This window comes from Streptomyces sp. NPDC024632 (assembly GCF_055559175.1).
In genome coordinates this window covers 184,176-195,961 of record NZ_JBVHLD010000019.1, presented here as the reverse complement: position 1 = coordinate 195,961, position 11,786 = coordinate 184,176, and the positions used below count along the sequence as shown (strand labels likewise).

At 69.3% G+C, this 11,786-nt stretch carries 8 protein-coding genes and 2 pseudogenes; 3 read left to right on the top strand and 7 right to left on the bottom strand.

Annotated elements, in window-relative coordinates; all coding sequences use genetic code 11:
• Positions 1-111: 111 nt before the first annotated feature.
• Together ACZ37P_RS32020 and ACZ37P_RS32015 are read right to left on the bottom strand one after the other, a co-directional pair.
• Entirely contained in the window at positions 112-1,590 is a 1,479-nt protein-coding gene (locus ACZ37P_RS32020; RefSeq protein WP_401854489.1) for a glycoside hydrolase family 6 protein, read from the bottom strand.
• A 154-nt stretch (positions 1,591-1,744) separates the two neighbouring features.
• Positions 1,745-2,074 (bottom strand): substrate-binding domain-containing protein, encoded by a 330-nt coding sequence (locus ACZ37P_RS32015; RefSeq protein ID WP_467349847.1) that lies wholly within the window; start codon positions 2,072-2,074, stop codon positions 1,745-1,747.
• A gap of 250 nt (positions 2,075-2,324) precedes the next feature.
• Between ACZ37P_RS32015 and ACZ37P_RS32010 the strand changes: the two genes are divergently transcribed.
• On the top strand, positions 2,325-2,945 hold the full coding sequence (locus ACZ37P_RS32010; RefSeq protein ID WP_467349846.1) for a cation transporting ATPase C-terminal domain-containing protein: 621 nt from the start codon (positions 2,325-2,327) through the stop codon (positions 2,943-2,945).
• 94 nt (positions 2,946-3,039) lie between these two features.
• On the opposite strand, the gene mgtA is transcribed toward ACZ37P_RS32010, so the two are convergent.
• The 5 genes and pseudogenes from mgtA to ACZ37P_RS31985 all read right to left on the bottom strand — a co-directional run bounded on the left by mgtA (position 3,040) and on the right by ACZ37P_RS31985 (position 9,184).
• Positions 3,040-5,733: a magnesium-translocating P-type ATPase gene (gene mgtA, locus ACZ37P_RS32005; RefSeq protein WP_467349844.1), complete on the bottom strand. Its 2,694-nt coding sequence runs from the start codon at positions 5,731-5,733 to the stop codon at positions 3,040-3,042.
• Between the two features lie 170 nt (positions 5,734-5,903).
• A pseudogene (locus ACZ37P_RS32000) lies at positions 5,904-6,713 on the bottom strand (IS5 family transposase).
• Between the two features lie 663 nt (positions 6,714-7,376).
• Positions 7,377-7,661, bottom strand: a pseudogene (locus ACZ37P_RS31995) (transposase); the annotation flags it as partial.
• 146 nt (positions 7,662-7,807) lie between these two features.
• Positions 7,808-8,107, bottom strand: coding sequence for a transposase (locus ACZ37P_RS31990; protein WP_467349860.1), 300 nt, complete (start codon positions 8,105-8,107; stop codon positions 7,808-7,810).
• 186 nt (positions 8,108-8,293) lie between these two features.
• Entirely contained in the window at positions 8,294-9,184 is an 891-nt protein-coding gene (locus tag ACZ37P_RS31985; protein WP_467349843.1) for a helix-turn-helix domain-containing protein, read from the bottom strand.
• Between the two features lie 285 nt (positions 9,185-9,469).
• Here ACZ37P_RS31985 and ACZ37P_RS31980 point away from each other — a divergent pair, with 285 nt between their 5' ends.
• Both ACZ37P_RS31980 and ACZ37P_RS31975 read left to right on the top strand, forming a co-directional pair.
• The gene (locus ACZ37P_RS31980; protein WP_467349841.1) at positions 9,470-10,120 is read left to right on the top strand and encodes a hypothetical protein; all 651 of its coding nucleotides are present in this window, start codon (positions 9,470-9,472) and stop codon (positions 10,118-10,120) included.
• 500 nt (positions 10,121-10,620) lie between these two features.
• Positions 10,621-10,914: a VOC family protein gene (locus tag ACZ37P_RS31975; RefSeq protein WP_401720314.1), complete on the top strand. Its 294-nt coding sequence runs from the start codon at positions 10,621-10,623 to the stop codon at positions 10,912-10,914.
• Positions 10,915-11,786 lie beyond the last annotated feature (872 nt).

Genomic DNA, 11,786 nt, shown 5'->3' with positions numbered 1-11,786 from the left:
CCCTCTCCCCCTCCTCCCCCCTCCCCCCCCCCCCCCCCCCCCCCCCCCCCCCCCCCCCCCCCCCCCCCCCCCCCCCCCCCCCCCCCCCACCGCCGTAGAGCGGATGGTGCGTCAGGATACGGTGCAGGCAGAGCCGTTGAGCGTAAACGCGGTGGGCGAGGTGGTGCCGGAGCCTGTTCCCTGGAAACCAAAGCTGGTGGAGCCGCCCGCGGGGACGGCGCCGTTGTAGCCCAGGTCGGTGGCGGTCACGGTGGCGCCGGACTGGGTGGTCGTGGCGTTCCATGCGCTGGTGATCTTCTGGTCGGCAGGGAAAGTCCACTTGAGCGACCAGCCGTTGACTGCGCTGCCGCCGGTGTTGCGCAGGGTCACGTCCGTGGTGAAGCCGCCCGTCCAGGCGCTGACGATCTTGTAGCTGACGGAGCAGGCCGCACCTGTCGGCGGCGGGGTCGTGGGCGGGGCCGTGGTCGGCGGGGTCGTCGGCGGGGCGGTAGTTGGCGGAACGGTGGTCGGCGGAACGGTAGTCGGCGGGGTCGTCGGCGGAACGGGGTCCGAGGTTCCGGCGGATGCCAGCGCGTATGCCACGTCCGGCAGGAAGGTACCTGCGGCGCCGGCGCAGCCATCCGCCTCGCCTGGCGGCTTCACCCAGAGGAACGCGTCGATCGCCGCGTCGCCGGTGTTGGTCGTGGGATAGGCGCCGATCGCCCGGCCAGACGGGTCGCACCATGCCCCGCCGCCGGCTGGACCGTTACCGTTGCGGCTGGTGTCCACCACGGCGTGCAGATTGGCCGGGTTGCCGAGCGCGGCCAGCACGTTCTTGGCGAAGTTGACCTCATTGGCCGTGGTATTGAAGTTGGAGACGTTGGTGAAGAGGCCGTCGGCATTCGTCAGGATGCCGGCGCTGCGCAGCCGATTGGCCTGCTCCGAGGCACTGTTCCAAGCTGAGTGGCCGCCGTCCAGGTAGACCTTTGCGTTGGGTGCGGCGGCGTGGATGGCGGCTCCCGCCCGGGAGAGCGAGGCGAACCGGTCGGCCTGCTGCTGTGCGGTCAGACAGGTGGTCAGGGCGATGGAGTCGGGCTCCAGGATGATGATCGACCGGCCACTGCCCAGCCCGGCGGCGAAGTTGCGCACCCAGGCGTCGTACGAGGCCAGGTCCGGTGCGCCGCCTGCGGACGCGCCGCCGCAGTCACGGTTGGGGATCTCGTACACGGCCAGCACCGGCACCTGTCCGGCGGTGGCCGCGGCCGTGGTGACAGCCCGGACGTCGCCGGTGACGGTGGAGGGGCGGTAGTTGGAGAACCAGATCGCCTGCGGCTGGCTTGCGATCCGCCGGGCGATGACCGGCTGGCGGGAGTCACCGGGATTGGCGGCAACCCAGCGGACGACCTGGGAGTTGGGGTCCGCGTAGAGCTGGGTCCCGGTCGGGAGGCTGCCCTGCGCCGCGGCACCTGCGGTGATCTCGGTGCTCAGGACGATGCCGGTGGCGGCGAGACCTGCGGCTACGCCGAGCGCCATGGCCTTGCGCAGCCGCGACCCGCGCGCGGGAGCCTTGACCGCCTCGGCCGGGCGTGGGGTACCGATGGGGGGTGTCACAGTTTTCCTCCGTGCTCTCGTGGGGGGAGAGGGCCCTCAGGGAGCGAGGGCCAGATGCGACGGGGTACGTGGGAGCGCTCCCACTGCTGGATTGAGCCTAGCGAGTACGACGAGGGCCCGTCATCCCCTGCGCGGGACGCACTTTCGGGCCGGCTCACTCTGCCGCGGTCCATCTGGCCTCATCGGCAGGTCGATTCCCTGGCCACCGGACTGAAGCGGCTGACGATCCCTTCCTGGTCCTTGACCGACGACGCGACCGCCGGGCCAGGAGGCCGACCGCGGACTGTGCCGTCGCGTCGTCGTCCGGGTCGATCGTGGACAGCGAGGGGGCGCGGTATGCGCTCGTCTCGACGTTGTCGAGGCCGATCAACTTGACCTCACCGGGCACCCGCACCTCTGAGTCGGCGAGGCCGCGCGGCACGCCCATCGCCACCGTGCCGGTCGCGCAGAAGACACCGTCGAAGTCGAGGCCGTCGTGCACCATGTCCCTGGCGGGCGGCTGGCATCGGAGCTCGGGGTAGGAGTGACCTCATCGCAGCGTACGGCCGCACGCCGGGCGGTCTTCCACTTCGACGCCCACCTCAAGCGCATGTCGACGGTGGACCAGACCTCCGGCGACCTCGTGGTGCACACCAAGGGCGCACTCGAAACCCGTCGCCCGGCGCGTCGTACCCGGGGCTCTGGACAACAGGCAGGAAGCCGAAGCCGGGCTGCCCCTGGTCGGTCTGGTGGCGATGGCCGACCCGCCCCGCGAAGATGTCGCCCAGGCGGTGCAGGCCCGCGGCGAAGTGGTCGCGCTGTCCGGTGGCGCGGTGCCGCTGCCGCTGACGGTCCTGCAGATCCTCGCCATCGACCTCGGAACGGAAACGCTGCCCGCGCTGGCGTTGGGACGCGAGCCCGCCGAACCCGGAGTGATGGACCGGCCGCCGCGACCCCGCACCGCCGGAGTCATCGACCGGGCGCTGCTCATCCGCGCCTGGGCGTTCCTGGGAAGCATCTCGGCAGTCCTGGTCATGGGCGGCTTCTTCTTCACCCTCTGGCGGGCCGGCTGGCACCCCGGCGACCCCACCGGCGGCGGTACGGCCCTTCACCACGCCTATCTGCAGGCCACGACCATCACCTTCGCCGGCATCGTCGCCTGCCAGATCGGCACGGCGTTCGCCGCCCGGACCGACCACGCCTCGCTGTTCACCATCGGCCTGCGGTCCAACCCGCTCCTGCTGTGGGGCATCGCCTTCGAACCGGTCTTCACGGCAGCCGTCGTCTATACGCCCCCACTCCAGGACATCTTCGGCACCGCGTCGCTCGGCCCGTCACAGCTGGCCGTGATCGCGCCGTTCCCCTTCATCATCTGAGGAGCCGACGAACCGCTCCGGTGGCTCCGCCGCCGGAACACACCAGGCCAGAGGGCCGGGACGCCGTAGTCATCGATTCAGGGTCAGTACGCGCCTACACCCGGGCCGTGCCGCCTGCCGCACGCTTCAGCGAGCTGAAGCGTGCGGCCCGCCGTCGCAGCAGGCGCCGGTGACCCGCGTGTGGCAAAGGAACAGTGTCCGGCGACGGCAAGGTGCGGTAGAAGAGCCACTTGCCCGCTTCGATCAGGCCGAGATAGCAGACGGTCAGGGCCGCCAGCGCCGCGAAGAACCCTGCCGGCAATGGCTGGAATCCGAGGGTGTGGGCCAGCGGAGTCGACGGTAGTACGGCGCCGACCGCAGCCGCGCCGAACGCCGCCAGCACCAGGGGAAGGCTGGGGTGGCTGCGCCAGAACGGAATGCGGCGGGTACGGATGGCGAAGATCACCAGCGTCTGGGTGGCGAGTGACTCGACGAACCAGCCGGTCCTGAACTGCGTCGCACCGGAGTGGAAGACCCACAGCATGACGCCGAAGGTCGCGAAGTCGAAGACCGAACTGATCGGCCCGAAGCAGATCATGAAGCGACGGATGAACCCGATGTCCCAGTGCGAGGGGCGGCGCAGTTGCGCCTCATCGACGTTGTCGGTGGGGATGGCGAGCTGACTGGAGTCGTACAGCAGGTTGTTGAGCAGGATCTGCGACGGCAGCATCGGGAGGAAGCTGAGGAAGAGCGAGGCACCGGCCGCACTGAACATGTTGCCGAAGTTGCTGGACGTGCCCATGAGGACGTACTTGATGGTGTTGGCGAAGATCCGGCGTCCCTCCGTGACCCCGTCGGCGAGGACGTCGAGGTCCTTCTCCAGCAGGATCACGTCGGCGGCGTCCTTGGCCACGTCCGTGGCGGAGTCGACGGATATCCCGACGTCCGCGGCGTGCAGGGCGAGGGCGTCGTTGACGCCGTCACCGAGGAACGCCACGTCGTTTCCGGTGGTGCGCTGGACACGGACGATGCGTGCCTTGTCCTCCGGGCTCACGCGGGCGAACACCGTGGTGCGCTCGATCGCCTCGATGAGCTGGTTGTCGTCGAGCGTGTTCAGGTCTGTCCCGGTCAGGGCGGTGGCAGCGGGCAGACCCAGGTCGTGGCAGACCCGGACCGCCACCGCGGGGTTGTCGCCGGTGACGATCTTGACGTCGATCCCCAGGCCGGCGAGCCGGAGCAGCGCCGCTGCCGCATCGGGCTTGGGCGGGTCGAGGAATACCAGCAGGCCACTGAGGTGCAGGGTGTTCTCGTCCGGGGCGGTGGGCTTCCGCAAGCCGGGAGCCGGCCGGGTGGCGACGGCCACGACGCGGTTGCCCGCGGCGAACTCGGCCTCCAGCGCCTTCCTGGCGGTGTCCGGTACGTCGACGCAGCGCTCCAGCACGCTCTCCGGGGCGCCCTTGGTGACCAGGATCGCCGTGCCGGAGCCGTCGCGGACCACGGTGGAGACCATGCGGCGCTGGTGGTCGAACGGCAGTACCGCCACCTGCGTCCAGGCGGCGAGAGCCGTGTGCTGGGTCTGGGCCGCGGGTGAGTCCCACAAGGCGGCGTCCAGTGGATTGCCGCCCACCGCCGAGCCGTCGGCGGCATTGCTCTCGGTACTCAACAGGCCCCAGCGCAGTACCTGTTCGGGAGAGTCGTCGCCTGCGGGCACGGCGCGCATGAAGTCGATGCGCCCCAGGGTCAGGGTGCCGGTCTTGTCGGTGAACAGCATGTTGACGTCACCGAGGTCCTCGATGCAGACCAGGCGTTTGACCAGTACCTTGCGGCGGCTCATGCGCCGCGACCCGGCGGCCAGGCTGGTGGAGACGACAGCCGGGAGCAGTTGGGGGGTGATGCCGACCGCGATGGCGAGCGAGAAGAGCAGCGAGTCGATGAGCGGCTTGTGGAGCGCCACGTTGATCACGAGGATCGACGCGGTGAGGGAGCCCGCGACGTAGACCAGCAGCATGGAGAATCGGCGCAGCCCGCGCTGGAACTCCGTCTCCAGTTGGTGGCCGCTCAGCCCGACCGCGATCTTCCCGAACTCGGCATCGGCGCCGGTGGAGACCACCAGAGCGCGGCCGCTGCCGGAGTGGACGACCGTGCCCATCAGGGCGCAGCAGGCCAGGTCTGCCAGCGCCGTCCCGGCCGGAACCGGGTCCGTCGCCTTGGACACCGGCAGCGACTCACCGGTGAGGACGGACTCGTCGCATTCCAGGTCGGTCGCCTCCAGCAGCCGCACGTCGGCGGGCACGATGTCACCCAGCCGGAGGCTGACCACGTCTCCCGGTACCAGGTCGGTCACCGGAACGCTCACCGCTTTGCCGTCGCGGAAGACGATCGCCTGGTGGCGGATCTGGCTGTGCAGCGCCTCGGCGGCCTTCTCGGCCCGGAACTCGTTGACGAAGCCGAGGCCCACCGAGAGGGCGACGATCACCGCGATGATCACGGCGGCGCTGCGCTCTCCGACGCCGAAGGAGACGGCCGCGGCTGCCAGCAGCAGTCCCAGCAGCGGAGACCGCAGTTGCCGCCACAGCACGGGAAGCGCCCGCGCACGGTGCGACGACACAGCGTTAGGCCCCCATCGCAGCAGCCGCTCCGCCGCCGCCTTCGCGGGAAGACCGTCCCTGCTGGAGGCCAGTTCGCCGACGACACGGTCGGCCGGAAGACTGGCCGCCGCAGTGACCGTGTGCGGCGTCCGGGCGTCGATGCCCCCGGGCGCCGCTGTTGCGCGCCCACGCGCCCTTGGGTTTGCGTGAAATACATGCACCCGATGCGCCTCTTCCAGACAGATCAAAAACCCGCTGCCGGGGACCGGGGCATCGTGCCAACCGTACGCGTGTCACCGGTGAGTGGCCACGCGCGCCAACGTGCGGGCAGGTTCGCGGGCGTTGACATGCGACCGAAGCGGGCGTTGACACCTGAGAACTCGTAACACGATCATGAGGATGCGTTGTTGAGGCGTCGCCAGCAGATGAGTGCGCAGGCGAGTGAGACGAAGGCGTTGTGGAGGTCGAGGCGTCGTTCCCGGCGGACGGCAGGTCGCTTGAACTGGTGGAGTTGGGCGAAGGTCTGCTCGACTACGTGGCGGAGCCTGCCGAGGCCGATGATGTCCCGTGATCCCTTGCGGGAGATGACCGGCAGGATCCGGCGCTGGCGCAGTTGTCGCCGGTTGGGGTTACTGTCGTAGCCCTTGTCCCCGAGCAGGGGCGTCGCGGCGTTTGCGGGGGTGCCCGACTCGGCCGGCGACGGGCGGGATCCCGTCGACCAGGTCGAGGGTCTGGGTGACGTCGTTGACGTTGGCGGCGGTGGTGATCACGTGGAACGGAATGCCGCCGCCGTCACTGATCAGGTGGTGTTTGCTGCCGGTCGTGCGGCGGTCGACCGGCGAGGGGCCTGTCGCCTCGCCCCCATTTCCGCGCGTACGTGGGAGGCGTCCACACAGGCGCGTGTCAAGTCGATCAGGCCGACCGTGTTCAACTCGGCCAGGAGTGTGCGGTGCAGGTCCTCGAAGACTCCGGCCGCCTGCCAGCGACCCAGGCGCCGCCAGGAGGTCTGCCCGGAGCCGAAGCCGAGCTCCAGCGGCAACTGCTGCCAGGTGATGCCGGTGTACAGCACGAATAGGATGCCCTGCAGGCAGCGCCGATTATCCACAGGCCGCGGGCCCGGCGACAGGTTCGGCCATGCCGGAAGCAGCGGCTCGATCCGAGCCCACAACCCGTCATCCACGATCCACGGCTTCTTGCTCACGCCATCACGAACGGACGAATCCGTCGACAAGGCTGGCGAGGTGACGAAGTACCTCAACGAACCCACTGAGGCTGATAGGAATATTCGCGGTGAAATTAACCGGGTTGCGAATTCGCCAGCGCTTGAATCGGTCACAGGTTCGCAGTTCCAGGAGAGGCCATACAAGCCCGTGCTCCGGACTAGCGGCCCGAGCCTGAGAACATCGGGCATGCTGAGTACGCTAGGTGGCATTACCGATAGCCTCCTCATAGTCGACGTCGTTGTACAGTACCTGAGGGACGGGATGATCTATTGTGAGATTTCTGGTGGGGACTGCGGGCCTCCCCCTGTGGCGTAGCCCCCAAAACATCGATGATGCAGCGAGGTGACTGTGCCCGTGTCTAAAAAAGTATCTTCCGATGCGGAGTACGTGCGCGCAGCTCTGCTCCACTGGCTGCCCGAGTGCCTTCCCTTGGTTGAGGAGCTGGAGGCCGCTGAGGTCGAGTCGGCGCGCGACCTAGGTCTAGTTCCGCACGAAATAGGGATTTATTCGCTGCTGTCCGAGGCGTTTGTCTGGCCTGTGCTCGTCCCTGCGCTAGAGAGGCAGCTACCAGGTGACCCCGTGGTGGTGAGATGTGCTCGCCTCCTTGAAGAGCTCGTTACTTCCCCCAGTTCGGAGGTTCGTCAAGCAGTGAAGATTCGAGTAATCGAAATCCTTGCCGGATCAGGCCTTCCAATGGAAGAAATCAAGAAGAGTATCGGACCTGTAACCGCCGGTCTGGTAGCCGCTAGTAGGAATTGAGTGACGTTCGCGATTCCTGCTGAAAAGCCTGGCCGAGGGATCTTCCGCATCACGCGCGCAATGCGCTTGTGGTTGACGTACTCGCCCGCCTTCGGGAACTCGGCGGTGATCCTGGGGACGCCGTGGGTGCCGTCCGATTCGCGGTGCACTTCCCGTATCCGGGCGGCGAGGTGAGCGTCTGCCGCTTGCCGGGCTGCCCGGGCACTGGCTGTTGCGTGCTAGCAGTAGAAGTTGGAGCGGGCGATGCCGAGGATGGCGCACAGCCGCTTGACGCCGTAGCGGCGCTGGTGGTCGGCGACGAACTGGAAGCGGCTCACCAGCGCGTCTCCCCGGCGAAATACTTGGCCGCCTTCCGCAGGATCTCCCATTCCTCTTCCAGTTCGTGGACCTTCTTACGCAGGGCGGTGTTCTCCGTTTCCAACGGCGTCGGCGGTTCCGCGGGTGCCGCTGCCCGGCGTCCCCGTGGCCGGCTGACTCCGGCCGCCCGGGCCCAGTTCCGCAACGTCGCCGGGTTGATCCCCGAATCAGCGGCAAGCTGCCTGATCGCTGCCTCGGGCCGCGACTCGTACAGCGTGGCCGCGTCCGCCTTGAACTGCGGCGGATAGCTCTTCATGACCACGAGATGTCCGTCCTCAGGTCCTCAGGATCCGGTGTCTCGTGTGTCCAAGATCAGGGGTCACGGCCCGTACGCGCTTGCCCCGTCACCCCGGCGCAGACCAGCGACCTCTGCCTGCGCGGGGGCACCTGGGCGTCCGCGGGGCCGGTCGGCCACGCCGCGATCCGTTGGCCTACCGGCGTCTCAGCGACGGGGGGTGAGGCATACCGTGCCGCTCAGGTGGATCCTGGCCTGGTCGACGTAGCCCGAGAGTTCGCGTCCGACGACGGAGCCGTAGTAGCGGTGGGCGTAGTGGCTGTGCGGCTGTTCCGGGGCCAGGTCGAAGTAGTCGCCGCGGTGGATGCCGTCGCCCACCGGGGCGCCGTGGGCGTCGAGGACGTCGCCGTCGCTGGTGACGACGTACTGCCGGGTGGCGCGGCAGGGGAAGTCGCCCGGCTGGGACCGCCCCGGCGTGCGGCCGGGACCGGACGGGACGGCGCCGTTCCGGTGTCCGGCGGGGTGGAACGCGACGGCCGCGTAGCCGAGCGCCGCGATCACGACCGCGGTCACTGAGGCGGTGAGCAGGACCCGCCGCTGCCGTGACCGCGGCGCAGGGGTGGCTCCGGGCGGCGCCGGCTGTGCGGTCGGCCCGGCGGCAGGGGTCGCGGGCCCGTTGGCTGACGCCGGGCGCGGGTCAGGTGTGGCGGGCACCCCCGGGGGAGCCTCGGCCGGGGGCGTCGGCGGGACTTCGGCCGGCCCGCGGGGCGCGGCTGCTCCCGGCACTCCCGGCGGGGTGGCGGCCGGGGGGACGAGCGGGCCGGCGTCGGCGTTCTCGCCGGTGTCCGCGGACATCCCCAGGGCCTGGCGAGCGGCACGCCAGGCGGGTAATCGGGCCTCGGCACCGTCCCCGAGGGCGGTGATGATCGCCTCGGCCACCGGCCACGGCGGGACGCGCGTGCCGTTAGTCGCCTCGTTGCAGTAGGTGCTGCTGTAGCCCGCCCTGGCGGCGAGCTGGCGCACGCTCAGCCCGGATCGTCGCACGAGTGCCGCCATCAGGTCGTGCCATGCCGCGACCGGGTCCGGTGCCTGTGTCATCCCGTTCCTCGTCCCCTCGAAAGCTCTGCCCGCGTCAGGTGTCCGCCCGTGTCCGCCGGTGTCCGCGGACGTCCGCGGACACGGAGAGCTGGGCGGACACCCCCCTGGACACCTAGACCTGTCAGTGGCGCCGCTGTCCGGCGGACGCCCGGCCGCCCCGGCCCCCGGGCTCGTAGCCTGTCCGGCCCGGAACCCCGGCCGGACGCCCCGGCTCGCACCGGCGCGACGACATGACGACACCTCGACGACACGACGACACGACGACACGACATCAGGAGATCCCCCATGCGTCTGTGGAAGCCTTTCGCACTCGCCGCCGCCACAGTAGCGGCGTCCGCCTCCGTCCTGGCGGCCCCCGCCTTCGCCGCCAACGGGCAGGGCGACAAGTACACCCACTCCACCACTCTTTCGCAGCCGAGTTGCTTCATCCATGCCAACTACCCCAAGGCCGGCGTCGCTGACTGGGGATGGACGAAGCCGCAGCGCTCACCGAAGGGCGGCTCCTACCACGTGGGAGTCCGGTACACCTACCGCGGCTACGCGCTGGTGAAGGACTACGGAGCTGCCGGGGAGCCCAGTTGGGGCTTCGTCGCCACATCCTGCCTGACGGATCCGCACGCCTACGACACGCACCACCGCCAGCTCCCCGACCGTCGTGCCGTGGGCGGCAGCGGGGCGGTCAAGTCGGTGGCGATGAGCGCCCCGCACGCCGGCAAGTCCAAGCGGGGGCTCGTCCACGTGGGCACCGGGCAGGTCGGCACCCTGCGCGACGCCGGGAAGTCCTTCGCCATCGGCAACGTCCGGGCGGGCGATGCCTTCTACCTCACCACCGAGCACTGCGGTAAGCACGACACCCGTGTCTGGATCCTGGGTTACGCCCCCGCGTCCGGTCGCTGGGGCTTCGTCCAGGCCGCCCACCTGCCGGCCTGCCACTGACCTGGAGCGCGGGCCGAGGGCTCGTCCTGAGCGCCTGTCCCGGGGCCGGTCACGGCTTCAGGACGACCTTCGTCCATCCCCGGTCGCGGTCGTCGAAGTGCCGCAGGTTTCGCGGCGGTCATTCTTATCGTTCTGGGTGTCAGCGCGGCGATAAAAGGCAACGGGGCGCTGGCCGTCATCCCCCTCGTCTTCGGTATAGGCATGATCGGGGCTATAGCGTGGATCAGCCACCGCGCCTCCGCCGCTGGCAATAAATGAGTCATCGCATCCCTGATCCCACACAGGCATTCGGTCAGCTCAGCCTCGTTTCAACGCCGGAGCCCGGTGCCGGACAGGCGGTTGCCGTAGTGTTCCTCGCCTCGTTGGCAGTCGTCGTCGGGTACTACATCATCATCCGACGTCGGAAATAGCCCGTACCGTGCGGGCCGCCACCAACACCCGGAACGCTCACGCTTCCCCGATTACCGGGCGTTCCGTCGCCCGGGCCACATGATGGGTGGATGCAGATCACTCCGCGCGCCTTCGCCCATATCCGCCTCACGGTCACCGGCGTCGACCGCTCCCGCGCCTTCTACGAGGACCTCTTCGGACTGCCCGTGGCCTTCGAGCTGCCCGCGGACGCGGACGACAAGACGCGCGAGGAACTGTCGTTCCTCTACGGCGGCGTCAGCTGCCGACTCGGTGACTCCCTGCTCGGGCTGCGCCCGGTCGCCTCGGACCGCTTCAGCGAGGACCGGGTGGGCCTGGACCACGCGGCAGCGAAACAGGCCCACAGAGCCCCGCCGCGCTGCTGACGCAACTGGGCGAGGCCGTCGTGGCCAAGGACGCCGTGAACCTCAGTGAATGGGTCACCGAGCAACTGCCCACAACGCTGCGGCCCGCGTCCTGGGCTGCATCCTCCACCTCGCCGACGCCGCCTACGACGCCCGCCGGTGGTGGCAGTACGCCGCCGGTGAGGACCGCGCAGCCTCCCACTGCCTGTACCTGTCACCTGCCACGCGGCGAACCCACAGCCGCGTCATGGCTCGGCCAGTACAAGCCGCATCCCGGCCCGGCACCCCGAATCGAGCGGGCGGTATCCCGCACGGCGGGCAAACTGCTCGCCGAAGACGCCGGCCTGCCCGTGCCCAGCCTCTACTTCGCCGACCAGTTCATCTCACTGCTCGCCGCAGTCGGCGAAACCCGCCCCGGGACCCCGACCGCCTCTATGCCCTCCGCGCGCCGGCACCCAGGCGCCCACCTGGATTCCACACTGGAATCGGAGGGAATCGAGACCCGGGCGTTACCCGGTGGCGTGGACGGCCGGGGCTGCGAGACGGTACGCCGTCAGCTTCACAGTTGGTCGTCGCGCTCTGCTCGTTCGGCGGGCAGACTCGTGCGGCCACCGCCGCACGGTCGGGGTGTCACACGTAGACGAGTTCTTACAACGGCTAACACAATGAGGTGGATCGGTTTTGGTGGCCGGGTCCGGCTTATGAGTTGAGCGTTGGGCTGGTCGTTGGTGCCTCGCCGTGGATTGTGTCGGATGAGCTGTAGGAGCGGATCGAGCCGCTGCTGCCGAGGAGGGAGCGGCGGTTCTGGTTTCCGGGACGTCGGCCGGTATCTGACCGGGAGGCGCTGTCATCCGGCTCCAGTCCCTGCCAACACGAAGGAGCACCGACGAAAT